The sequence below is a fragment of the Xenorhabdus sp. XBWT genome, assembly GCF_059072735.1.
The window spans coordinates 749,306-774,748 of sequence record NZ_CM180990.1 but is presented as its reverse complement, the minus strand read 5'-3'; the positions used below and the strand labels follow the sequence as shown (position 1 = coordinate 774,748).

Below are 25,443 nucleotides of genomic sequence, written 5' to 3'. Positions count from 1 at the left end.
GGGGGTATTCCTTATGCCCCCAATCATATCTATGGGTATATATTTATGGATAGAGTAAATTTAGAATTGCTGTTCTTCTGTAGACCCGGTCAATGCGGTAACAGAAGAAGCTCCTCCCTGAATAATGGTGGTCACTTTATCAAAATACCCCGTTCCCACCTCCTGCTGATGTGATGAGAAAGTATAACCACGTTCAAGAGCTGCAAATTCTTGCTCCTGAACTTTTTCAACATAGTGTTTCATACCTTCACCACGCGCGTAGTCATAAGCCAAATCAAACATGTTAAACCACATGCTGTGTATGCCTGCCAGAGTGATGAATTGGAATTTATATCCCATGGAAGACAACTGTTCCTGGAAGCTCGCGATAGTTTTATCATCCAGATTCTTTTTCCAGTTGAAAGATGGAGAGCAGTTATATGCCATTAACTTTCCAGGATATTTTGTATGAATAGCTTCAGCGAAGCGACGAGCCGCTTCAATATCCGGTGTAGAGGTTTCACACCAGACAACATCAGCGTAAGGTGCATATGCCAACCCACGGCTAATAGCCTGCTCAATACCCGCATGGGTACAGTAGAAACCTTCATAAGTCCGCTCACCTGTAATGAATTCGCTATCGTAAGGATCGCAATCAGAGGTCAGCAAATCCGCTGCATCTGCGTCAGTACGCGCAATTAATAGCGTTGGTACTCCAGATACATCAGCCGCCAATCGTGCAGCTACCAGTTTCTGAATGGCTTCCTGAGTCGGAACTAAAACTTTACCCCCCATATGCCCACATTTTTTCACTGCGGCCAATTGATCTTCGAAATGAACCGCCGCTGCCCCTGCCTCAATCATCGCTTTCATCAATTCAAATGCATTCAGTACTCCACCGAACCCCGCCTCTGCATCAGCCACAATCGGCAGGAAATAATCAATATATTCCTGACTGTCAGGATCGATACCATTTGACCACTGGATTTGATCTGCCCGACGGAAACTGTTGTTGATACGTTTGATTACATTAGGAACAGAATCAACAGGATACAATGATTGATCGGGGTACATGCCAGAAGCTGTATTTGCATCTGCGGCAACTTGCCAGCCAGAAAGGTAAACTGCCTCAATACCTGCTTTTGCTTGCTGTAGTGCCTGCCCACCCGTCAGCGCGCCAAGTGCGTTTACATAGCCTTTCTTCGATTTTCCATGCAACAATTCCCACAACTTTCTCGCTCCCATTTGCGCTAAAGTGTGTTCAGGATTAATAGAACCGCGTAGTTTGACGACATCTTCTGCATTATATGGGCGAGTAATACCTTGCCAGCGTGGTTGTTTCCATTCTTGTTCTAATTGCGCTATTTGTTGTGTTCGAGAAATGGTCATGATGTTCTACTTCCTATACTTAATTAATCGGATATTTTCGTCATTTTTGTTTTTAAATTAATCGATTAGTTGATAACCCGGCAAGGTTAAGAAATCAATTAAATCGTCCTGTGTGGTAATCCTTTCCATCAAGTCAGAGGCTTCCATAAAGCGCCCTTGATTAAAGAAATTTTCACCAATCTCTTGTTTAATAACGTCTAATTCTTCTTTTAACATTTCTCTGAATAGTTCTTTAGTCACTTTCTTACCATTGGAAAGTGATTTTTCATGGCGAATCCATTGCCAAATAGAAGTACGGGAAATTTCTGCCGTCGCAGCATCTTCCATCAATCCATAAATCGGCACACATCCATTACCTGAAATCCATGCTTCTATGTATTGGACAGCGACACGAATATTAGCGCGCATGCCTTGTTCTGTTCTTTCTCCTGAGCAAGAAGCAAGCAATTGTGCGGCTGTAATCGTTTCATCTTCTTCACGCAACATTGCCAATTGATTTGGTTGCTCACCCAGTTTTGTGTCAAAAACCGTCATGGCAATATCGGCAAGCCCAGGATGAGCAATCCACGTTCCATCATGGCCGTTATTAGCTTCCAGCTCTTTATCTGCTCTGACTTTGTCCAAAACTAGCTGGTTTTGGACAGGATCTTTACTCGGAATAAATGCCGACATACCTCCCATCGCAAACGCACCACGTTTATGGCAGGTTTTAATCAGCAAGCGAGAATATGCACTCAAGAAAGGTTGTGTCATTGTCACAGACTGACGATCGGGTAAAACACGATCTGCGTGATTTTTTAGTGTCTTAATGTAGCTGAAAATGTAATCCCAACGACCACAATTAAGCCCTACAATGTGGTGACGTAAGTGATAGAGGATTTCATCCATCTGAAATACAGCGGGTAATGTTTCAATTAAGACCGTAGCCTTAATAGTGCCTTCAGGTAAATTGAAATGCGATTCTGCAAAACTGAAGATATCACTCCACCACTGAGCCTCCTGATAACTCTGTATTTTAGGCAGGTAAAAATAAGGACCGCTGCCTTTTTCCAACAATTTCTTATGATTAAGGTAGAAATAAAGAGCGAAATCAAATAAGCCACCAGAAATCGGTTCATTCTTATAGAGAACATGTTTCTCAGACAAATGAAGGCCTCTGACCCGAGCAATCAGTACTGCTGGTTCCGGCCTCAATTCATAATGTTTACCCTGCTCGCTGGTATATGAAATAGTACCGTTGACAGCATCCCTCAAGTTAATTTGCCCACTGATGACTTTTTCCCAAGCAGGAGCTAATGAATCCTCAAAATCCGCCATAAATACTTTCACATTTGCATTTAAGGCATTGATGACCATTTTGCGTTCTACGGGTCCCGTTATTTCAACACGGCGATCGTTGAGATCATCTGGTATTCCCTGAATTTTCCAATCTCCATTTCTAATGGAAATCGTTTCTGAAATAAAATCAGGTAATGCTCCGTCGTCTATTTTTTTCTGCCAATCTACACGTTCTTCCAATAACTTTTTACGTCTGTCAGAAAACTCGACAACCAAATCTTCCAAAAAATCAATAGATTCAGGTGATAACACCTGATTTTCTGCCTCATTAAAAGGCTTTGTAAAAGTTAATTGGGTTGTTAACACCGATTGCATAATCTCCCTCTCCTCATCTTTTAAAGACTACTCGATTAAGATTAATCCATCCTAAAAATAAATCAAAAACCGTTTCCATTATTTTAAATAAAGATAATTAAACAAATAAAATCAAATGATTAAGTTACTTTAAAGACAGAAAAAAGAGGGAAATAAATTTCAAAAAATCAAATAATATAATGTTAACCTTTTGTTATATATGGAGAATAAATAACAACTGATTAATAATAGTGGAGAAAAGAAAATTAATAAAATGAGAAATGACTCGCTTCAGCAAATTCTCATTTCTCTATTTTAAATAGGATCAATCTAAGGAAGGATTCATAAAAGCGAGATCATATGGCGTTGTATTACTTAATGTTTTCATGCTTGCATAAGTTTTTATAATTTCAATATAAATCAAATATATACATAAAAACCATACTGTGTATTGTTCCAGTGTTTATTGACGTTTATTCGCTTTTACAGCACACTGTGTATAAACATTTGTATAAACATTTTGAGTGATCATGACAACAGAACTAAACAAGCTCAGTGACAAAAAGCTTAAAAGTCTACACGGGAAAGAAAGGGATAATATTGAGTTTTTTGCCGATGGTGCTGGATTGAGTGCAAAAGCATCTAAAGCGGGTGGGATTAGCTGGGTTTTTACCTACCGACTTGATGGCAAAAAGTTAAACCGCCTTAGCATTGGGCGCTATCCTGATATGAGCCTCAAACAGGCTCGTGAAACGCGGGATAAATGCCGTAACTGGTTGGCTTCTGGTAAAGATCCAAAGCTACAGTTTGGCTTAGACATGCAAGAATCATTAAAACCAGTCACAGTAAAAGATGCCATTGAGTATTGGATAAAAAACTATGGAAGAGATAACCGCGTAGGCATTGATAAGCATATAGCCCAGCTCAATAAATATATTTATCCAAATATTGGCAATATGGCACTATCTGACTGCGAAACTCACTATTGGATTCAATGCTTTGATGATATAAAAAATAAATCGCCTGTTTCTTCTGGAAACGTATTCCAATTATGCAAGCAAGCCTTAAAATTCTGCCGTGTAAGGAAATTTGCTATCAGTAATGCTTTGGATGATTTAACCATTCCAGATGTAGGTAAAGTACAAAATAAAATCGATAGGTTTTTAACCGATAATGAGTTAGGTCAATTATGGAGATCTATAAGTACAAATACCCACATGCCTTATTACAATAACTTATTAACAATCTTGATTGTGTTTGGCTGTAGAACTCAAGAGGCTAGGTTATCGAAATATTCGGAATGGGATTTTAATTCCATGCTGTGGACTGTTCCAAAGGAACACAGCAAGTCTGGTGGTAAAATCATTCGCCCAATACCAGTATATATGAAGCAATTTTTAGAAAAACTTATCTACCAAAACCATAAAAGTGGTTATTTGCTTGGTGAATTAAAAAATGGCTCAACAGTGGCGAAATATGGGGTAAACATATGGAAAAAATTAGGACATACGGAAAAATGGACATTACATGATTTAAGGCGCACCTTAGCAACTAAGTTAAATGATATGGGCATAGCACCTCATGTAGTTGAGCAACTGTTAGGCCATGCCTTGCCGGGCATAATGGCAATATACAACAAGAGCCAATACCTACCAGAGAAGTTAGACGCTTTAAACAAATGGTGTGAGCGGCTGGGTGTATTGGCGGGTAATTATGAGAAGGTGGTTCTAATTGATAGTAAAAGAGCTTAAACTGACACAGTGAGACTAGCCCGACGGGGTGAAAAGCAGGAAACCCTATTTGCCTGTCTCGCTAAACTTTTAGGGGCTAAAGGGTGACGTATGACTGATATAAAAATACCATTTTCATACTGTAAACTATCTAGAGCAGCTAATTTCTTAAAGTGTGAAGTTTCAGATTTAATAAATATGGCTGCAATGAATAAGATTGAAGCACTTATCATGCTAGACGGATTTCATGCGAGAGTGAACTTTATTGGAAATATTGAAGATGCAAAAAAGTGGTATAAAACCTTAAGTTATCCTAATAAAGTTTCAATTTTATCAATGCAAACAAGAAAGATAACTGATTATTCTTATCTGGAGTTTGATAATAAAGATTATCTTGGTGAAAATAAAACAGGTGTCGATATTTTTACGGAAAAATCTGGAGACAATAATATAGTTGGCTATGCTTATGCTTACGGATTATGGCGAGTTTCATTTGTTAATCGACTTGAATTCAAAGGCAGTGAACATGATGTATTCCCAGTTTTTTCACCTTGCTTAATGGGAGGTAAAAGCCCTATACAGGGATTGTTTCATGCCCACCCTTTTCTATCATTTGAAAAAGAAAACAGAGTTGATATTACATCATCTACATTTAATCTTTCTCATGAAGATTTATGGATCACATCTTATGATATACGAAGAATATTAGAAAATGATTGTGATTGTGACTCTATAAATGAAGTCGACTCAATTAATATTATTGAGAAAAAAATGATTGATAAAATTAATATTCGCTCTGAAAAGGCAATAGAAAGGCATTCAAAAAACAAACTTGATGTATTTAGGGCGGCTATTATTTTCAAGGAAGAAGACATTGAATTATTTAATGAGAAATGCAGACATAAAGATGGTAGATATAATTTTTCAGAATGGGCAAGGCAAATAAAGAAAAGGGAAAATCGATTATTTCCAGATTGCAAAGCTCCAGTATCAGATGAAAAGATGGCTGAATATATAAGCAAAGCATTAAAGCCACCTCACTCTTAATACCCATTCTAACTATTAGAAAGGGTATTTTAATATTAACGTACCCTTTCTAATGTATTATAATAACCTCTCTAGTAGTTATAAGCCGTATAAATTAATATTTTTTCTTAATACCATTACCTCACAAAAACAAAGAAACAGTGAGGGTAACATGACCATTCAGTATAATTCTCCTACACCAGAAGAACGCCGCTCTATCCTGTCCGAGTATGGCGAACCTTATGATCGCCTTGTCCGCGAAAAGGAACGCCATCACATTACCTCTATTTCCAGAACGTCAGCATGGAAACTGGAAAATAAAGGTCGGTTCCCCGCCCGCAAGCCATTAGGCCGCAATTCCTGTGCTTGGTTGCTGAGTGACTTACTGCATTGGGTACGTAACCCGCCAACAGTAGACAATGTAAATAACCCATACAGCCGAAAATCAAATTAATTAAGACAGGGTAAAAATATGACATCTAAAAATATGGCCTTAACTGGTCAGGAACTCGCTCACGCCAAAAAACAGAGTAGCCTCAATTTTGATGAACGTATTCCGGTTGCTATTAGCGATATTGGCAGCAAAGAAATTCAATCTGTCAGCGGACGTAAATTACATACTTTTCTCAAAGTCGGGCGTGATTTCACCACTTGGATTAAAGCGCGAATTAAACAATACAATTTTGAAGAAGGTATCGACTATATCATTGTTGAAGATTTGACCTCCCCAAAACGGGGGAGCGCAAAATCTCGCCAGCAAGTCGAACATGATTACATTATTAGCCTAGACATGGGAAAAGAGCTGTCTATGGTCGAACGTAACGATCAGGGCAAATTAGCGAGACAGTATTTTATCGACTGCGAGAAGCGTCTTTATCGAGTCGCACCAGAAGAACACAAAGCCGCACTAATGAACTGGCGTAAAAATCGCATAACGGCATGTGAAGATCATAAAAGCATGGCGGATGCGATGAAAGGCTATATCGGACGCACTGGAGATAATCAAAAGGGTTTTGCTTACAGCAATGAATCCCGGTTCATCAATAAGCTGGTATTGGGAACAGACCCTATCAGATGGGCTAAGAATAAGGGTATTAAGTCCAAAGAAGTCAGGGACAACATGACGACAGAGCAGTTACAGCTACTGGCTTATCTGGAATCACGTAACTGCACATTGCTTGATTTGGATACTCCGACAGAGAAGCGAAAAGCACAATTAACGGAACTGGCTCAGCGCTGGCTAGCACAGCGCATGGAGTTCAAGTAATGATGCAGAGAATTATTTCTGATGACTCCTTGAGCTTAAGGAGTCCTTCAATGAAGACTACTAACCAAAGCCCGAATTCGGGCTTAGACAGTAACCCATTGATATTTAATCAAGCTGCAAATTTGCAGTCTGCTTATAACTTGAGCGCCGAAGATATCGGTATGCAAAATTCAATATCCGATAATCGGACTTTGGGCGTAACTGATAGTTACTCGCAAACTTTGTACGTATCTTTTAGCGACGCGGTTAATTTGCGATCCTCACTGAATGGAGTGCAAAAAGAAAAGGATAGCACGGCGAATGCTACCCTTTGGCGTGACTCAGATTTGAGTTACGAAGAATTACAAAAGTTTAAGAAGCTCACCTCTTTAAGAGGTTTGGTTAGGCTCCCCGATAACATCGGGTTGGTTAGTTATTGCTCAGATAACCATGTGAATAATGTTCACTCGGTTAGTTACTGCTCAGATGATGCTTTAGCTTTGCGCTGGCGGCGTTTGATTTCAGTTTTAGCTGCTGTAATCAGAAATCCGGCTGTGCTTTCGTCTTTCTCTTTAACTTGCTCAATTAATTCTAAGTCTTCAAGCGGAAGCCTTACAGAAACCTGTAGAGACTTATTATTGCGCCTACCCGTTGCCATTACTGAATCTCCTTTTGTTAGGTGGTGTTCAGTATGCACTAAAAATTATTTATTTCAAGTGTTGACGTGGTGTTCACCTATGGATATGTTAGTGGTGTTCACCTTGATTAAGTTAAGGCAAAAAAAACAACAAAGCCCCGAAGTGCTTGGAACACTATCGAGGCGTCTAACCAACAACGTTACGGAGATTAACGCTATGGCTGACACACAGCATAACCAAACTCACCTTAAATTTACATTCCTAATTGCATCGGGCACTCAACGGCTGACAGATATTTATTCATCATCTTTTATCCTCGTTCAGGGGGTAAGCCATGTTTAAGATCATTATCACCACCACAAATCAACATACTGGTGAAGTAAAAAAAGAAACAATCCGTTACAAATACAAGATATTGCGCGGTGCGGAGAAAGCCGCCATGCGTATTCGCCATTCTTGCATACCAGATGATAAATCTATCGACGTTGAAATAGTCAGAGTATACGAACGCCGATCACCTATTTCACTCGCTCAGGCCATGCACAATACGGGGCTGGCAACTTCTTTATTTGGCGTCATTCTCGAAAAGGCCAAAGACGAATGTTCTATCGATTTAAATAATCTTATTGCGCTGGCCTGTGATATCAATCAGGAAGTCTATCATGCGCTTCAAGCGGCGGTTTATGAGGAATAAAGCATGAGTCAATCATCTTCATATGGATATAAAAACCATAAAAACAGCGCAAAAATCAGCCCGATAGACGTTATTCGAACAGTGAAACAATCCGCCATGAATCACTGGCAAAGCCTGTTGCCCGCCTGTGGCGTGGATGTTCCGACAAAGGGAAAGCATGGCGCTTGCCCGATATGCGGCGGCACTGACCGTTTTCACTTTATAGATGATAACCATCATGGCGATTGGCATTGTCGCCAGTGTGATAACCCGAATTACGGGGATGGGCTGGATTTATTGATGAGGGCGAAGGGGATCACTCTGATTGCGGCGGCTAAAATCGTTGCTGATGCACTGGCGTTACCTTTGTCAGAACCAGAACCCAAGCCTGCCAGAAAGGAGGCTCCCAAATCGGAGGCTCCTGTACAGTCAGCCATTGAGGAAACCACAAGGCTTATACACCATTCTGTCTTTGGCGAATCGGACTACCTGAAACGCAAAGGACTTCATCACCCTGTCAGGCTGTTATCCGATGGCACTATTATTCTGCCTGTGCAGCGTGGGGATGAATTGACGGGAGGCCAAACGATTAAGCCGGACGGTAAAAAACGGTTTATTACGGGTACCAAGAAAAAGGGGAGCTTTACCCCCTTATCAGCACTGAGTGGCTCGCCAGATACGGTACTGATTGCTGAGGGTTACGCAACGACTTTAACGGTCAGTCAATTACATGAGGGGCTTACTCTGGCGGCGTTTGATGCAGGTAATTTATTGCCTGTCTCGCAATGGGTCAGGGAGTACTACCCAAAAGCAAAAATCATCATTGCCGCTGATAACGACATTAAGCCGGATGAACCCAATAAGGGCAAGATGGCAGCAGAAAAGACCGCGAAAGCAATTAACGGCTGGGTAACGTTACCGCCTACAGAAGATAAAGCCGACTGGGACGACTACCGTCAACAGCATGGTATCGAGGCAGCAAAGAAAGCATTCAGTGAGGGGTTATATCAGGTGGGAGAGAGAAAACCAATGAAAGCGACAGTAACCGTGATTCATGCTGATAAGAAAGGCAGCAATACTAATCTGGCTCAAATGGCAGCCAGTCAACGCGGGGCATTATTGGCGGGTTATTACGGAGAGGTCGCGGTAAACCCTGAAAGTGAAATGGTCTACCACTTTGATAAAGGTGTTTGGCAAAAAGTCTCTGACAGCGATTTACAAAGGGCGATGGTCGCTATCTTTGATAAACATGAAACACCTTATGGCCCAACAGGGATTAAAAATGCTATTGGAGCAATGAAATTGCAAGTTCCGGTCATTAGTGAACAGAAACGAGAAATCATTGGATTTAGTAACGGCGTTTATGATTTATCAAAAGGCGAGTTCAAATCGCATGATCCTGAACATTGGTTATTGAACCATAACGGCATTGAATTTACCCAGCCCGCCGTTGGTGAGAGCTTACAGGCTCACGCACCTAATTTTTATCGCTGGTTGTCTCATGCCGCTGGAAATGATAGTGAAAAAATGGCTCGTATTAACGCTGCCCTGTTTATGATTCTGGCAAACCGTTATGACTGGCAGCTTTTTATTGAAGTCACCGGCGAAGGCGGCAGCGGTAAAAGTGTGTTTACCTATATTGCGACGTTATTAGCAGGAGAACACAATACGGCCAGCGGTAATATGAGAGCCTTGGACGAAGCGAGAGGTCGTTACCAGTTTGTCGGGAAAAACCTGATTACCTTGCCTGATCAGGTTAAATATGTGGGTGAAGGTGCGGGCATTAAAGCCATTACCGGCGGTGACCTGATTGAAGTTGACGGAAAATATGAGAAGCAATTCTCTACCATCATCAAAGCCGTGGTATTAGCCACTAATAACGAACCCATGAGCTTTACAGAACGCAATGGCGGGATAGCACGGCGACGGGTGATATTTCCGTTTAATATTCCGGTGAAAGAATCCGAGAAAGATCCCCAATTACCGGAGAAAATCAGCCGGGAACTGCCGGTGATTATCCGGTATTTATTAAACGAATTTGCCGACCAGAACAAGGCTAAGAAACGACTACAGGCACAACGCGATTCCGGCGAAGCATTATCGGTAAAATGCCATTCCGATCCCCTATATAATTTCTGTGCTTACTTAGTCTCGCTGGGGGAAGAATTAGGCATGAAAATGGGAACCAAGAATATTTACCCCAGGGCACCGAGAATCTATTTGTATCACGCCTATTTGTCCTTTATGGAAGCGTATGGGTTTGAAAGACCGCTGACATTGACTAAATTCGGGGATTCCTTGCCTAAAGTGATGCAGGAATATAAAAAGGACTATCGCAAATTTAAAACTAAAAAGGGTTATTACTACAATGTGAATTTAACGGATGATGCTAACGAATGGCTTCCGGCTGTTCCTGAACAACTGAATAAGTAGCCCCCTTATATAAAGTTTTGGTGTTAACTGTGCACCCTATGCACCAATCAATATAATACATTGAATTAAAATGAAAAAATAAGGTGTACAGTTGTTATTTAACTGTGCACCAACTATGCACCCTCTTCACCTTTTCCTGAATAATTTAGGGGTGCACAGTGTGAACAGTTGGTGCACACCGTATTCACCGTTAAAAATTACATATTATCAACATGTTATATGGAAAGTGCACAGGGTGCATAGTTGAGAGGTTCAAAAAAATTTTCAGGGGGGCTCCTCTGGCAGGTAAATAAAAGGCGGGTGAATCTGGAAAGATAAATTGAGTACATCAATGCGTTTTTTATTGTGGCATTACCTGAAATTTAGATTGGGTAATTATCTGATTTCACTTAAGAATGAAAGTTCATCACAAATTTACTGGTGTACTTTTATATACACTGGAATTGATAAGTATTATTGTTATATTCTACCTAATTGATATGGGATGTTACGGAGAATTGAGGAATGACACATAAGAAATATAATCCTACTTGGGATGGCTATCTTGGCGATTACTTAAATGGGAAAGTGGGCATTAACCAGTTAACGCCTCAACATGAATTTTTTGATGCTATTGGGCTAGAAAAAGTATTGAGGGATAATACCCAATATCACTTTGTCCTCACATTGGCGGAAGCCAAAAGTATTATTGAGGATATCAGCCACCGCCGTCCACAAAGTCCAAGTTATGGATATGCATTTGCAAGAGGTATGGACGAAAAACATCTAAGTTATGAAGAAGCATTTGCAAGAGGTACGGACGCAGGCAACAAGATAAAAAATCCTATGGCACATGTATTTTCTGTCACTGATCCTATTTCCACTTATGCGGGAAATATCTATGATGCGCATGGGTTTTCTGAAGTTTGCAGAGAGTTTAAGAGCTTGGGCATTAAAGCTACAGAACATGTAGGAAAAAATGGGGAAAAGTATATTCACCTATCAGGGCATGCAGGTCTTAGGAGTCGTATCATGGGGACACGCTATCGTGCCAAAAATCCCCAAATGTTAGCTATGGGAATAGGGCAACAGGGACTTAATGCAAGCGTTGTTAAAGGTATTAGATTTTCCATCATCTTTTCTATTGCATATCGAGTGATAGAAAGTATTTTTAAGGATGAATATACGCTAGCTGACTTTATCGGCAACATAACAATAGATATGGCTAAAACAGCTATTATCGCTACAGCCTCTTGGGCTATAGGGTCAGTTTTAATTTCTACAGCCGCTTTAGGTGGTAGTATTATTGCCGTTGCTGGAATAGTTTTGCTTACTGGTTTTGTAGTAGCTTATGGTCTAGATTTTGTTGATAAAAAATATGGGCTAAGTGAAAAAATAATAGCATTTTTAAAAGAAGAAATGAAAAGAAAGCCAAGAACACCGGAAGCGGACTTACAATACTTTTTTAATGGTTTAGGTAGGTTGAGGTGAATAGTAAATACTTTAAGGTGTTAGGTGTACTACTACTATTATTATTTATGGCATTTATGATGAGCTTCGTTATTGATTCTGCTATTTCATTAATATTAATGAAAGATGAAATAACATTTTCTGGCACTGTTGTCATGGGTGTTATGTCTTCCCCTCTATTATTTTATTCTTTATCGGCCTCTATTTTTTTCTTTATCTTTGATAGGTTACCTAAATTTAATAAGTTGATTGTTAATTACTTAAGTAAATTGATGATTGCATCATTTATCATTAGTTTACCTGTCTCTTTTTATGTTAGTTATAAGTTAAAAAATGATGGTTATTTAACATGTGATAAAATATCGTGGATGTCACCTACTACTTATGTTAAAGATATTAAGTTATGTAATTGAAAAGTTTTGTAAATATTCCGTCCTCATGTTTCCGCAAGTTTAGACCTCTTATTTAGAGGTCTTTTTTATTATTTTTCATGGTGTTAAATAGTGATTGCTGAACCATGTAGGTACGTTCTGACTTCAATAACTCCGTAGTCTCTCCTCAAAGCGGTAGTTCTCAGATAGCTACCGCTTTCCCCTGAACCTGCATGACAGCGAACCTTTAACCTACATGCAGAGGCACCATGAAGAAATTACTCGAATTACGCCAGCAAAAGGCCACCCTTACCGAACAAATGCGCACCCTGCTCACCAAAGCCGAAGACGAAAAGCGATCACTCAATGCGGATGAAGCGAAACAGTTCGACGAACTGCGCAGTCAGTCCGATGCTCTGAATGCAGACATCGCCCGTTATGAGGTACTGTCTGATGAAGAACGCAATCAGGCAAGCAAACCCCAACCGACCAGCAAGAACCTCAGTAATGACGAACTGCGCCACTATATTCTGACCGGAGAAACCCACGCCTTGTCTACGGGCGTTCCCTCAGAGGGCGGCTATACCGTTATCCCCGAACTGAACAAACAGATCATGCAGCAACTGGCTGATGAATCGGTCATGCGCCAAATCTGTACGCTCAAAACCACGCGCAGCAACGAGTATAAACAGCTTGTTTCAGTCGGTGGCGCAGCCGTGGTACACGGGGAAGAAGGCAAAGCTCGCGGTGAGACGGGTACGCCGAAGATGGAAGAAGTCAGCATTAAGCTGTTTCCTATCTATGCCTATCCCAAGACTACCCAAGAAATCATCGATTTTAGCGATGTGGATATCTTGGGCTGGCTGACCTCAGAAATTGCCGACACGTTTGTCGATACCGAAGAAACGGATCTCGTCAGCGGTGACGGCAGTAAAAAAGCCAAAGGCTTTCTGTCTTATCCCCGTGACACCCAAGGCGACAGGGTGCGTGATTTTGGCACGCTGCAAAAACTGGAAGCCACCACGCTTGAGGCTGACAGCCTGATTGACCTGAAATTCCTGCTCAGGAACAAATACCGCAAGAATGCGGTCTGGGTGATAAACTCCAATACTGCCGCCAAGGTGCAAAAGCTGAAAAACGGTAACGGGGATTATATCTGGCGCGAACGTTTACAGGCGGGTGATCCCGATATGTTGCTGGGCTTGCCTGTTCACTACCTTGAATTTATGCCCGATGGCGTGATCGGTCTGGGTGACTTCAAACGCGGTTATTTCATTGTTGACCATGAGACCGGCACCCGTACCCGTCCTGATAATATCACCGAGCCGGGATTTTATAAGGTGTGTAGTGACAAATATCTGGGCGGCGGTTTGGTGGACTCCAACGCTATCAAGGTGCTGGAAGTGAAAAGCGCCACGAAATAAGCGAGAGGGGCGAAAAGCCCCTTTACTGTCTTGGAGTCCATAGAATGAATGATATTGAATTAAGAACGGCTGATTTTTCACTTAATGAGAAAAAGATTACCGGTTACGCTGTGCGCTGGATGGATAATTCACAATTACTGTTTGGTGAATTTATTGAACGTTTCGATAAAAACGCCTTTGCAACCTGTTTAAAAAATAACGCTGATATTCGTTTCTTGTGGGAGCACGAACATTCTTCCTTATTGGGTAGAACAGCATCCAAAACCCTGACCGTGAGTGAAGATGATACGGGTTTACGCTTTGAATTGCTGTTACCTGATACCCAGCTAGGGCGTGATGCACTCACCATGATTGACCGAGGCGATATTGAAGGCGTTAGCTTTGGATTCCGCACTATCAGAGATCAATGGGATGTGGGTCTCTGTCCCCACGTCAAAGGCCATTTGCGGGGTAAGCCGATAATCCTTGAGCCGTGGCAGCAGCTTGCCTTTGCCAATCTGTTCGGCTTCAAGGTCAAGGCCACCGGACGCCGAAAATACCGCAGTGCTTACATTCAGGTGCCGCGCAAAAATGCCAAATCCACGGTTGCCGCGATACTGGCGAACTGGTTCTTGGTGATGGAACAGGGACAACAGGATATCTACACCGCCGCCGTGAGTCGGGATCAGGCGCGTATTGTGTTTGATGATGCCCGCCAGATGAGCCTGTTATCAAAGCCACTGAAAAAACGGGTAACTATTCAGCAGCACAAAGTGACCTATCCAAAGAGCAACAGCCTGTTAAAGCCGCTAGCGGCGAAAGCTGCCACGATTGAAGGCACCAACCCCAGCCTTGCCATTGTCGATGAATATCACCTACACCCTGATAACGCCGTGTACTCTGCCCTTGAATTGGGGATGGGGGCACGTCCCGAAGGCATCCTGTTTGCCATTACCACGGCGGGCAGTAACGTGATATCGGCCTGTAAGCAGCACTATGATTATTGCTGTCAGATACTGAATGGCGAAGAACACAACGCATCGCTGTTTGCCTTGATCTACGAACTGGACGACGAGAACGAGATTGATGATGAATCACGTTGGATCAAGGCTAACCCCAATCTCAATGTCTCGGTAGACAGTGACGCATTGCATGACACGATACAGAAAGCCCGTGGCATTCCCTCACAATGGACAGAGATGTTAACCAAACGCTTTAATATCTGGTGTCAGGGTGAAACACCGTGGATGGGTGAAGGCGCATGGAAAACCTGCCAAAGTGATTATAATGAAAATGACCTCAAGGGGTTGGAGTGCTACGCTGGGCTGGATTTATCGTCAACAGGCGATATCACCAGTATTTGTTACACGTTCCCTGTGGATAACGAACTGTTACTACTGACCCGTCATTACCTGCCCGAAGCCCAGCTACAAAACCCAGCCAACAAGAATCGGGCGGTTTATCGGCAGTGGGTGCAAGCTGGCTGGATACGCACCACCGCAGGCGACTGCATTGATTATGATCGTATCCGTGATGATATTCTCAACGACAGTCAGCAGTTTGATATCAAACTGGTGGGCTTTGACACATGGAACGCAACGCATTTACGAACACAATTACAGGGCGCAGGGCTGGATGTTGAGCCGTTCCCGCAAACTTATATGCGTTTTAGCCCCGTGGCGAAATCTGCCGAGGTGTTCGTTAACCGCAAGGTCATTCGTCACAACGGCGATCCGGTGCTGGCGTGGGCAATGTCCAATGTGGTGATGGAAACCGATGCGAACGCCAATATCAAACCGAACAAAAAGAAATCGGCGAACAAGATAGACCCTGCAATTGCGTTCCTGATGAGTTTTGGTACTTGGCAGATAGAGCATGAAGAGTTTGCGTTTATCTTAAATGCAGAACAGCAGCAGCGCCTTAAAATGTTTAATGGGATATAACGCAAAAAGTTAAGTGGTTTTACTGATTCGCTTATTGAACCCAATAAAACAATTCGTTAAAGTAGCCCCGCCATTGGCAAAATCCAATGGTCAGGGATTTGCACCCCTGAGAAAATGCCCCGCTGGTAGAAAGTTCCTACCAGCGTGTTTGCTTACGCCCTTTCAATGGCGGTTCAGACTGGGGAGGCTTCGGCCTCGCCGGTTGGGTATTTTCCGGTAGTGCAAACCCTGTCTGGATCGCCACCATCAATGATCAATTAATGGAAGGGGTAGCAGGAATGAATAACATCAGAAATGACTGGCATCAAGCCGATATTATTGCTGCATTACGTAAGCGTGGTACAACTCTTGCCGCAGTCTCCCGCGAAGCTGGATTAAGTTCTTCTACATTAGCAAATGTGTTATCCCGCCCCTGGCCTAAAGGGGAATGGATCGTTGCTAATTATCTCAACATTCACCCATCTGAAATCTGGCCTAGCCGTTATTTTGATATGAACGGTAATCTTATAGAACGTAAAGTTCGCGATAAATCATAAAAATAATTATTCTAATACCGAAAAACATCAGGTAAATAGTCACCTCATCTAATTACTCGCTGTATTATTGGTTTTGATGAGGTGGCGCTGTCAGTGATATTATTGCGGAAAGGTCAAGAGATCACGATAACGGGGAGATCTTCTTACTGGCAGGGCTATCGATTGCTTAGCAGGTTGCGACGAAATGCGTCGAGACCTCCACAGGTCGGAACATTAAACGTACTGACCCTCCTTTTCTTCCACCCTGTCCTCATCTTGTGCCCTGTTTATAAATTCGTTCAGTGAACCATGTATAAACGTTTGTATAAATATTACCATATTACATAAAATAAAAATAAAACTAACCGTCTGAATTAGTTAAAATTATATCATTAATTGTAAGATCATATGGCGTGATTTGATAAACATAGTAATTTAGCCAGTTTGAAAAAAGTAAATGACCATGACTACGCCAAGATGCAATAGGTTTATTTTGAGGATCACTATTTGGGAAGTAGTTGACTGGCAATATGGGTTTCAAACCTGCAGTTTGATCACGCCAATATTCTGCGGATAATGTGTCTATATCATATTCAGGATGGCCTGTCACAAACACTAGTCTTTTATCCTTGCTAGCAAATAAATAAGCACCTGCGTCTTCTGAACTGGCTAAAATATCTAGGTCTGTATGCTCACGGATCATTGATTCAGGAAAGTCAGCAAAGCGCGAATGGGGAGCAAAAAAGGTTTCATCAAATCCTCGTGTTAATAATGCCAAAGGATCTAGGATTGAGTGGGAATAAACACCTGATAGTTTAATTTCTCGTGTATATTTTGGAAGATGATAAAGAACGTTTAAGGCTGCTTGAACAGCCCAACAGACAAAAAGTGTTGAAGTAACATGATTTTTTGCCCAAGTAACAATTTTTTCAATTTCCTCCCAATAGGTCACATCCTCAAATTCAACAAGCCCTAAAGGTGCCCCTGTGACAATCAGTCCATCAAAATTTTGATCTTTTATTGAGTCAAAATCACAATAAAAATTATCCAAATGTTCAGAAGGGGTATTTTTACACTGCCGGCTATCAATACGTAGTAACTGAATATCAATCTGTAATGGTGAATTAGATAATAACCGAATGAATTGGTTTTCTGTTTCTATCTTTTTTGGCATCAGGTTAAGCAGCAATACTTTCAAGGGACGAATATTCTGAATATTCGCCCTTGTTGATGTCATGACAAAGATGTTTTCATTGCGGAGAATGTTTACCGCAGGTAATTCATCTGGTACACGAATTGGCATTGCTGGATACCTCGACTATTCGAATTTGCAAATTTAGACTTCTAGATAGCTAAATTTAACCAGAAGGTGAGAGTAATGTCGAGTTATTGTACTCAAATTGAAATTATTTCATTTAATTCTATGTAATAAGGGAGAGGAATAAAGAATATAACAAAAGGCATTTAAATGTAAGCGTACGGGGAACCCCACCTAGCCAGGATAAATCCATTGATTAAAATAGTTTCACCTATTCTGATGATGGAAAAAACTCACATGAGCCAATCCAGGTTTACTCAAGCCGAGTGGCGGGACCTGTTTGAACAGCAGAAAAAATCCGAACTGACGGTCCCGCAGTTTTGCCAAAAAATCGGTGTGTCGACCACCCGGTTCTATCACCACCGCCAACGCACCTCCCATCCACCGGAAAAGCCGTCTGGGCTGGCTTCACCGTCTGCTTTTATTAACGTCAGCACCGCTCAGAAAAAATCCGCCTCATCCAGCCCACTCCCCATCTTATTTGAGACACCACAGGGCACACTGCGTTTTCCTGCCGGCACGGATAAGCATGTTATCATTGCGATTATTCGGGGGCTCGCCGCATGAAAATGTTTGTGGATGTGCCGGAGGTGTATTTGTGCCGCTCATTTATCGACTTCCGAAAATCCATCAACGGGCTGGCGGTCTGGGTAGAGCTGGAAATGCAACTGTCGCCGACGCAAACCGCGTTATTCCTCTTTTGCAACAAGAAGCGGGATAAACTCAAAATCCTCTACTGGGATAAAACCGGGTTTGCGCTCTGGTACAAACGGCTGGAGAACGCGAAATTCAAATGGCCCACCGCCGTCAACAGTGCCTCCCTGACCCTGACAGAGCAGCAACTGCACGGGTTGTTATCGGGTTATGAGGTCATCGGGCACCAGCCCTTCTCCGTCCAGGATTGCCATGTCGCCTGATCCCTTGATGATCATCAAACCAACGGGCATTAATTACGCTTTTTCGCCGGGGATGGCATAAAATGTCCCCATGAAAATTGATATTGATGCCCTGCCCAATGACCCCGCTGAACTGAAACGGCTGCTGATTAAGCAGTCGCAGCGGCTGGCCTTTTTGGAAGAGCAGTTCCGTTTAGCCCAACAAAAACGGTTTGGGGCTTCCTCGGAAGCGTTCCCCGGCCAGGGGGAGTTGTTTAACGAAGCGGAAGAAATTGCGCTGCCGGCTGAAACGGCCGCCGCACAGGAAATCCTCACACCTCCCCGCCGTAAGCCGACACGCAACCCCCTGCCCAAAGATTTACCGCGCGAAACCGTGTTCCATGATATCGCCGAGGAAGAAAAACAGTGTGCGTGCTGTGGCGGCAGGTTGCATCAGATGGGGGCAGATCACAGTGAAAAACTGTTGTTCATTCCCGCTCAAATCAGGGTGGTTGAGCATGTCCGCCCCAAATACGCCTGCCGTGAATGTGAAAAATCCGGCATTCAGACGCCTGTCAAACAAGCCTCCCTGCCAGCGATGCCCATCAAGAAAGGCATGGCGACCAGCAGCCTGCTCAGCCAGCTTATCACCAGTAAATATCAGTATGGGTTACCGCTGTACCGTCAGGAAAGTGTGTTCAAACAGTATGGCATTGACCTCAGCCGCCAGACCCAGAGTGACTGGATAGTAAAATCCGCGCAGTTGTTTGCGCCTTTGGTGACCAGGTTCAGGGAAACGCTGTTGCAACAACCGGTTCTCCATGCGGATGAAACCCCGGTGAAGGGGGTGACGTCTGAAAAAACGACCCATTACATGTGGGTCTATTGTGTGGGCACTGATACCCCCGAACCGGCGGCGCTCACACCGAATATTGTGCTGTATGACCACCAGGCCAGCCGTTCAGGCACCTGCGCTGCTGACTATCTCGCCGGTTTTCAAGGTTATCTGCAGGTGGATGGCTATCAAGGCTATGAGCAGACCGGTGCCCGGCTGGTCGGTTGCATGGCCCATGCCCGTCGTAAATTTATGGAAGCGAAGCAGGCGCAGGGAAAAAACAAAACGGGCAAAGCCGATATCGCGCTGAGCCTGATCCAGTCACTGTACCGGGTTGAGCATCAGATCAAGGGGTTAAGCCCGGCCGAAAAATACCGGATCCGCCAGGAAAAAGCGCTTCCTATCTGGGATAAGTTATCGGCCTGGCTGGTTAAAACCCAATCTCAGGTGATCCCCAAAAGCAAGCTGGGTGAGGCCGTGACTTACCTGAGTAATCAATGGCCCAAACTGATCCGCTATCGGGAGGATGGTCGTTTGTCGATCGACAATAACCGGGCAGAAAGGGCGATCAAACCGTTTGTCATCGGGCGAAAGGCGTGGCTGTTCAGCCATACCCCGCGCGGTGCGCAGGCGAGTGCGATCCTCTACAGTGTCATTGAAACGGCCAAAGCCAATGGCCTGATCCCCTTCGATTATGTCATGACCTGTTTGGATGAGTTATGCCAGCCCGCCCCGGATCTGGAAAAACTGCTGCCATGGAAAAAGCAAGGTGGGGTTTAGTTGACGCTTACATTTAAATTAAGATGTAGGTAAATTACAAATGCAAAAAAGCCATCCGGTAAGGGATGGCTTCTCTGGCAAATAATTGTCTGGCAGTGCCCTACTCTCACATGGGGAGACCCCACACTACCATCGGCGCAACGGCGTTTCACTGCTGAGTTCGGCATGGGATCAGGTGGGACCACCGCGCTCTTGCCGCCAGACAAATCCTGTTTTCAATCCCGAACAAGCTGCTTCTTGTCATCTGAACCCCGTCTTCTCTCTCAACAACCCGCCAAAACACCTTCGGTGTTGTCAGGTTAAGCCGCACGGTTCATTAGTACCGGTTAGCTCAACGTATCACTACGCTTACACACCCGGCCTATCCACGTCCTCGTCTCGAACGTTCCTTCAGTGTCCTCAAGGGACAAGGGAAGACTCATCTCAAGGCAAGTTTCCCGCTTAGATGCTTTCAGCGGTTATCTTTTCCGCACGTAGCTACCGGGCAATGCCATTGGCATGACAACCCGAACACCAGTGGTGCGTCCACTCCGGTCCTCTCGTACTAGGAGCAGCCCCTTTCAATCTTCCAACGCCCACGGCAGATAGGGACCGAACTGTCTCACGACGTTCTAAACCCAGCTCGCGTACCACTTTAAACGGCGAACAGCCGTACCCTTGGGACCTACTTCAGCCCCAGGATGTGATGAGCCGACATCGAGGTGCCAAACACCGCCGTCGATATGAACTCTTGGGCGGTATCAGCCTGTTATCCCCGGAGTACCTTTTATCCGTTGAGCGATGGCCCTTCCATACAGAACCACCGGATCACTAAGACCTACTTTCGTACCTGCTCGAGCTGTCACTCTCGCAGTCAAGCTAGCTTATGCCTTTGCACTAACCTCACGATGTCCGACCGTGATTAGCTAACCTTCGTGCTCCTCCGTTACGCTTTGGGAGGAGACCGCCCCAGTCAAACTACCCACCAGACACTGTCCGCGACCCGGATAACGGGCCGGCGTTAGAACATCAAACATTCAAGGGTGGTATTTCAAGGATGGCTCCGTGCAGACTGGCGTCTGCACTTCACAGCCTCCCACCTATCCTACACATCAAGGCTCAAGGTTCAGTGTCAAGCTATAGTAAAGGTTCACGGGGTCTTTCCGTCTTGCCGCGGGTACACTGCATCTTCACAGCGAGTTCAATTTCACTGAGTCTCGGGTGGAGACAGCCTGGCCATCATTACGCCATTCGTGCAGGTCGGAACTTACCCGACAAGGAATTTCGCTACCTTAGGACCGTTATAGTTACGGCCGCCGTTTACTGGGGCTTCGATCAAGAGCGTCTCCCGGAGGATAACCCCATCAATTAACCTTCCAGCACCGGGCAGGCGTCACACCGTATACGTCCACTTTCGTGTTTGCACAGTGCTGTGTTTTTATTAAACAGTTGCAGCCAGCTGGTATCTGCGACTGGCCTCGGCTCCGGGCGCGTGTCCCTTCACCTACCGCCAGCGTGCCTTCTCCCGAAGTTACGGCACCATTTTGCCTAGTTCCTTCACCCGAGTTCTCTCAAGCGCCTGAGTATTCTCTACCTGACCACCTGTGTCGGTTTGGGGTACGATTCTGTGTGACCTGATGCTTAGAGGCTTTTCCTGGAAGCAGGGCATCAACCACTTCGGCACCGTAGTGCCTCGTTATCACGCCTCAGTGTTATCAGCGGTCCGGATTTACCAAAACCGCCCACCTACACGCTTTCACCGGGACGACCGTCGCCCGGCTGGCCTAGCCTTCTCCGTCCCCCCTTCGCAGTCACACCGAGTACAGGAATATTAACCTGTTTCCCATCGACTACGCCTGTCGGCCTCGCCTTAGGGGTCGACTCACCCTGCCCCGATTAACGTTGGACAGGAACCCTTGGTCTTCCGGCGAGCGGGTTTTTCACCCGCTTTATCGTTACTTATGTCAGCATTCGCACTTCTGATACCTCCAGCAAACCTCACGGTTCACCTTCGACGGCTTACAGAACGCTCCCCTACCCAACAACATTGACATGTTGCTGCCGCAGCTTCGGTGCATGGTTTAGCCCCGTTACATCTTCCGCGCAGGCCGACTCGACCAGTGAGCTATTACGCTTTCTTTAAATGGTGGCTGCTTCTAAGCCAACATCCTGGCTGTCTGAGCCTTCCCACTTCGTTTCCCACTTAACCATGACTTGGGGACCTTAGCTGGCGGTCTGGGTTGTTTCCCTCTTCACGACGGACGTTAGCACCCGCCGTGTGTCTCCCGTGATAACATTCTTCGGTATTCGCAGTTTGCATCGGGTTGGTAAGTCGGGATGACCCCCTAGCCGAAACAGTGCTCTACCCCCGAAGATGAGTTCACGAGGCGCTACCTAAATAGCTTTCGGGGAGAACCAGCTATCTCCCGGTTTGATTGGCCTTTCACCCCCAGCCACAAGTCATCCGCTAATTTTTCAACATTAGTCGGTTCGGTCCTCCAGTTAGTGTTACCCAACCTTCAACCTGCCCATGGCTAGCTCACCGGGTTTCGGGTCTATACCCTGCAACTTAACGCCCAGTTAAGACTCGGTTTCCCTGCGGCTCCCCTAAACGGTTAACCTTGCTACAGAATATAAGTCGCTGACCCATTATACAAAAGGTACGCAGTCACCCTGATAAATCAAGGCTCCCACTGCTTGTACGTACACGGTTTCAGGTTCTGTTTCACTCCCCTCGCCGGGGTTCTTTTCGCCTTTCCCTCACGGTACTGGTTCACTATCGGTCAGTCAGGAGTATTTAGCCTTGGAGGATGGTCCCCCCATGTTCAGACAGGATACCACGTGTCCCGCCCTACTCATCGAACTCACGGCCTGGGCATCTTCGTGTACGGGGCTATCACCCTTTACTGCGCGCCTTTCCAGGCGCTTCCACTGATGCACGGGCCGATGCTGGTTCTGGGCTGTTCCCCGTTCGCTCGCCGCTACTGGGGGAATCTCGGTTGATTTCTTTTCCTCGGGGTACTGAGATGTTTCAGTTCCCCCGGTTCGCTTCCTGCCCCTATGAATTCAGGGCAGGATAGTGCAACGGATTGCACTGGGTTTCCCCATTCGGACATCGCCGGCTATAACGGGTCATATCCCCTTACCGGCGCTTTTCGCAGATTAGCACGTCCTTCATCGCCTCTGACTGCCTAGGCATCCACCGTGTACGCTTATTCGCTTAACCTCACAACCCGAAGGTGTCTTCGGATGGAGTTTTTGAGAGATTCACCCGTGATTTCATGTAAAATCACGGGCCGTTTCAAATTTTCAGCTTGTTCCAGATTGTTAAAGAGCAAATATTGCTAAACCGGCTCGCAAGCCGCGCTTAACAATACCGTTGGCACCGCCTTTCACCCAGGGCCTGAGCAATGTGGCGTCCCCTAGGGGATTCGAACCCCTGTTACCGCCGTGAAAGGGCGGTGTCCTAGGCCTCTAGACGAAGGGGACATCAAGTCTTCTTCGCAGACGCTGCTCATTCTTCATTTCATCAGACAATCTGTGTGAGCACTTCACAATACTGCGCTCGTTTGGTAAGGAGGTGATCCAACCGCAGGTTCCCCTACGGTTACCTTGTTACGACTTCACCCCAGTCATGAATCACAAAGTGGTCAGCGCCCTCCCGAAGGTTAAGCTACCGACTTCTTTTGCAACCCACTCCCATGGTGTGACGGGCGGTGTGTACAAGGCCCGGGAACGTATTCACCGTAGCATTCTGATCTACGATTACTAGCGATTCCGACTTCATGGAGTCGAGTTGCAGACTCCAATCCGGACTACGACAGACTTTATGAGTTCCGCTTGCTCTCGCGAGGTCGCTTCTCTTTGTATCTGCCATTGTAGCACGTGTGTAGCCCTACTCGTAAGGGCCATGATGACTTGACGTCATCCCCACCTTCCTCCGGTTTATCACCGGCAGTCTCCCTTGAGTTCCCACCATCACGTGCTGGCAACAAAGGATAAGGGTTGCGCTCGTTGCGGGACTTAACCCAACATTTCACAACACGAGCTGACGACAGCCATGCAGCACCTGTCTCAGCGTTCCCGAAGGCACTCCTCTATCTCTAAAGGATTCGCTGGATGTCAAGAGTAGGTAAGGTTCTTCGCGTTGCATCGAATTAAACCACATGCTCCACCGCTTGTGCGGGCCCCCGTCAATTCATTTGAGTTTTAACCTTGCGGCCGTACTCCCCAGGCGGTCGATTTAACGCGTTAGCTCCGGAAGCCACGCCTCAAGGGCACAACCTCCAAATCGACATCGTTTACAGCGTGGACTACCAGGGTATCTAATCCTGTTTGCTCCCCACGCTTTCGCACCTGAGCGTCAGTCTTCGTCCAGGGGGCCGCCTTCGCCACCGGTATTCCTCCACATCTCTACGCATTTCACCGCTACACGTGGAATTCTACCCCCCTCTACGAGACTCTAGCCAACCAGTCTTAGATGCCGTTCCCGGGTTAAGCCCGGGGATTTCACATCTAACTTAATTGACCGCCTGCGTGCGCTTTACGCCCAGTAATTCCGATTAACGCTTGCACCCTCCGTATTACCGCGGCTGCTGGCACGGAGTTAGCCGGTGCTTCTTCTGCGGGTAACGTCAATCGTAAGCCGTATTAACGCTTACGCCTTCCTCCCCGCTGAAAGTACTTTACAACCCGAAGGCCTTCTTCATACACGCGGCATGGCTGCATCAGGCTTGCGCCCATTGTGCAATATTCCCCACTGCTGCCTCCCGTAGGAGTCTGGGCCGTGTCTCAGTCCCAGTGTGGCTGGTCATCCTCTCAGACCAGCTAGGGATCGTCGCCTAGGTGGGCCATTACCCCGCCTACTAGCTAATCCCATCTGGGTTCATCCGATGGCGTGAGGCCCGAAGGTCCCCCACTTTGCTCAAAAGAGGTCATGCGGTATTAGCCACCGTTTCCAGTGGTTATCCCCCTCCATCGGGCAGATCCCCAGACATTACTCACCCGTCCGCCGCTCGCCGGCAAAGAAGCACGCTTCTTCCCGCTGCCGCTCGACTTGCATGTGTTAGGCCTGCCGCCAGCGTTCAATCTGAGCCATGATCAAACTCTTCAATTAAAGTGTTTGATGCTCAAAGAATTATCCTGTTAGTTCGTAATGAATTAACTGTTGTTCACTCTTCAAGACTTGGTAATCTTTTTCGCCTTGCGGCGTGAGATACAGTCCTGCGA

At 45.1% G+C, this 25,443-nt stretch carries 17 protein-coding genes, 1 tRNA gene, 3 rRNA genes and 2 pseudogenes; 16 read left to right on the top strand and 7 right to left on the bottom strand.

Features of this window, described 5'->3' with window-relative positions; all coding sequences use genetic code 11:
* Nucleotides 1–60: 60 nt before the first annotated feature.
* Nucleotides 61–1,368: an isocitrate lyase gene (gene aceA, locus AC5JQI_RS03370; protein ID WP_493913728.1), complete on the bottom strand. Its 1,308-nt coding sequence runs from the start codon at nucleotides 1,366–1,368 to the stop codon at nucleotides 61–63.
* Nucleotides 1,369–1,425: 57 nt separating this feature from the next.
* Nucleotides 1,426–3,021 carry a malate synthase A gene (aceB, locus tag AC5JQI_RS03365; protein ID WP_493913727.1) on the bottom strand — a complete coding sequence of 532 codons (1,596 nt, stop codon included), beginning with the start codon at nucleotides 3,019–3,021 and terminating at the stop codon, nucleotides 1,426–1,428.
* A 509-nt stretch (nucleotides 3,022–3,530) separates the two neighbouring features.
* On the opposite strand from aceB, the gene AC5JQI_RS03360 reads away from it, so the two are divergent.
* From AC5JQI_RS03360 to AC5JQI_RS03300, 13 genes and pseudogenes are all read left to right on the top strand, one after another.
* Entirely contained in the window at nucleotides 3,531–4,751 is a 1,221-nt protein-coding gene (locus AC5JQI_RS03360; RefSeq protein WP_493913726.1) for a tyrosine-type recombinase/integrase, read from the top strand.
* 90 nt (nucleotides 4,752–4,841) lie between these two features.
* Nucleotides 4,842–5,777: a hypothetical protein gene (locus tag AC5JQI_RS03355; protein ID WP_493913725.1), complete on the top strand. Its 936-nt coding sequence runs from the start codon at nucleotides 4,842–4,844 to the stop codon at nucleotides 5,775–5,777.
* A gap of 151 nt (nucleotides 5,778–5,928) precedes the next feature.
* Nucleotides 5,929–6,210 (top strand): helix-turn-helix transcriptional regulator, encoded by a 282-nt coding sequence (locus AC5JQI_RS03350; RefSeq protein WP_493913724.1) that lies wholly within the window; start codon nucleotides 5,929–5,931, stop codon nucleotides 6,208–6,210.
* Nucleotides 6,211–6,228: 18 nt separating this feature from the next.
* On the top strand, nucleotides 6,229–7,023 hold the full coding sequence (locus tag AC5JQI_RS03345) for an antA/AntB antirepressor family protein (RefSeq protein ID WP_493913723.1): 795 nt from the start codon (nucleotides 6,229–6,231) through the stop codon (nucleotides 7,021–7,023).
* 50 nt (nucleotides 7,024–7,073) lie between these two features.
* Complete coding sequence (locus tag AC5JQI_RS03340; protein ID WP_493913722.1) at nucleotides 7,074–7,982, top strand: hypothetical protein; 909 nt, start codon at nucleotides 7,074–7,076, stop codon at nucleotides 7,980–7,982.
* The gene (locus tag AC5JQI_RS03335) at nucleotides 7,975–8,334 is read left to right on the top strand and encodes a hypothetical protein (RefSeq protein ID WP_493913721.1); all 360 of its coding nucleotides are present in this window, start codon (nucleotides 7,975–7,977) and stop codon (nucleotides 8,332–8,334) included. Before AC5JQI_RS03340 ends, AC5JQI_RS03335 begins: the two co-directional genes overlap by 8 nt.
* Before the next feature lie 96 nt (nucleotides 8,335–8,430).
* Nucleotides 8,431–10,746, top strand: coding sequence for a primase-like DNA-binding domain-containing protein (locus AC5JQI_RS03330; protein WP_493914593.1), 2,316 nt, complete (start codon nucleotides 8,431–8,433; stop codon nucleotides 10,744–10,746).
* Between the two features lie 504 nt (nucleotides 10,747–11,250).
* Complete coding sequence (locus tag AC5JQI_RS03325; RefSeq protein WP_493913720.1) at nucleotides 11,251–12,216, top strand: hypothetical protein; 966 nt, start codon at nucleotides 11,251–11,253, stop codon at nucleotides 12,214–12,216.
* Complete coding sequence (locus AC5JQI_RS03320; protein ID WP_493913719.1) at nucleotides 12,213–12,608, top strand: DUF1240 domain-containing protein; 396 nt, start codon at nucleotides 12,213–12,215, stop codon at nucleotides 12,606–12,608. Before AC5JQI_RS03325 ends, AC5JQI_RS03320 begins: the two co-directional genes overlap by 4 nt.
* Nucleotides 12,609–12,835: 227 nt before the next feature.
* The gene (locus AC5JQI_RS03315; protein WP_493913718.1) at nucleotides 12,836–13,990 is read left to right on the top strand and encodes a phage major capsid protein; all 1,155 of its coding nucleotides are present in this window, start codon (nucleotides 12,836–12,838) and stop codon (nucleotides 13,988–13,990) included.
* A gap of 44 nt (nucleotides 13,991–14,034) precedes the next feature.
* A pseudogene (locus AC5JQI_RS03310) lies at nucleotides 14,035–14,391 on the top strand (HK97 family phage prohead protease); the annotation flags it as partial.
* A gap of 18 nt (nucleotides 14,392–14,409) precedes the next feature.
* Nucleotides 14,410–15,912: pseudogene (locus tag AC5JQI_RS03305) on the top strand (terminase large subunit); the annotation flags it as partial.
* A gap of 278 nt (nucleotides 15,913–16,190) precedes the next feature.
* Nucleotides 16,191–16,448 (top strand): helix-turn-helix domain-containing protein, encoded by a 258-nt coding sequence (locus AC5JQI_RS03300; protein WP_041982358.1) that lies wholly within the window; start codon nucleotides 16,191–16,193, stop codon nucleotides 16,446–16,448.
* Between the two features lie 340 nt (nucleotides 16,449–16,788).
* On the opposite strand, the gene metA is transcribed toward AC5JQI_RS03300, so the two are convergent.
* On the bottom strand, nucleotides 16,789–17,730 hold the full coding sequence (gene metA, locus AC5JQI_RS03295; protein WP_493913717.1) for a homoserine O-succinyltransferase MetA: 942 nt from the start codon (nucleotides 17,728–17,730) through the stop codon (nucleotides 16,789–16,791).
* 252 nt (nucleotides 17,731–17,982) lie between these two features.
* Here metA and tnpA point away from each other — a divergent pair, with 252 nt between their 5' ends.
* From tnpA to tnpC, 3 genes are all read left to right on the top strand, one after another.
* Nucleotides 17,983–18,312 carry an IS66 family insertion sequence element accessory protein TnpA gene (tnpA, locus tag AC5JQI_RS03290; RefSeq protein ID WP_493912782.1) on the top strand — a complete coding sequence of 110 codons (330 nt, stop codon included), beginning with the start codon at nucleotides 17,983–17,985 and terminating at the stop codon, nucleotides 18,310–18,312.
* Nucleotides 18,309–18,662, top strand: a complete 354-nt coding sequence (gene tnpB / locus AC5JQI_RS03285) for an IS66 family insertion sequence element accessory protein TnpB (RefSeq protein WP_275358884.1) — start codon at nucleotides 18,309–18,311, stop codon at nucleotides 18,660–18,662. The genes tnpA and tnpB overlap by 4 nt, the downstream gene beginning before the upstream one ends.
* 70 nt (nucleotides 18,663–18,732) lie before the next feature.
* Nucleotides 18,733–20,235, top strand: coding sequence for an IS66 family transposase (tnpC, locus tag AC5JQI_RS03280; RefSeq protein ID WP_493913462.1), 1,503 nt, complete (start codon nucleotides 18,733–18,735; stop codon nucleotides 20,233–20,235).
* Nucleotides 20,236–20,322: 87 nt separating this feature from the next.
* Here the strand turns inward: tnpC and rrf are convergent.
* The 4 genes from rrf to AC5JQI_RS03260 form a co-directional block, all read right to left on the bottom strand.
* A 5S ribosomal RNA gene (gene rrf, locus AC5JQI_RS03275) occupies nucleotides 20,323–20,438 on the bottom strand.
* 92 nt (nucleotides 20,439–20,530) lie between these two features.
* Nucleotides 20,531–23,440, bottom strand: a 23S ribosomal RNA gene (locus AC5JQI_RS03270).
* 187 nt (nucleotides 23,441–23,627) lie between these two features.
* Nucleotides 23,628–23,703, bottom strand: a tRNA-Glu gene (locus AC5JQI_RS03265).
* A gap of 84 nt (nucleotides 23,704–23,787) precedes the next feature.
* Nucleotides 23,788–25,330: ribosomal RNA gene (locus AC5JQI_RS03260) — 16S ribosomal RNA — on the bottom strand.
* The 16S, 23S and 5S rRNA genes sit together here with 1 tRNA gene alongside, the layout of an rRNA operon.
* Nucleotides 25,331–25,443 lie beyond the last annotated feature (113 nt).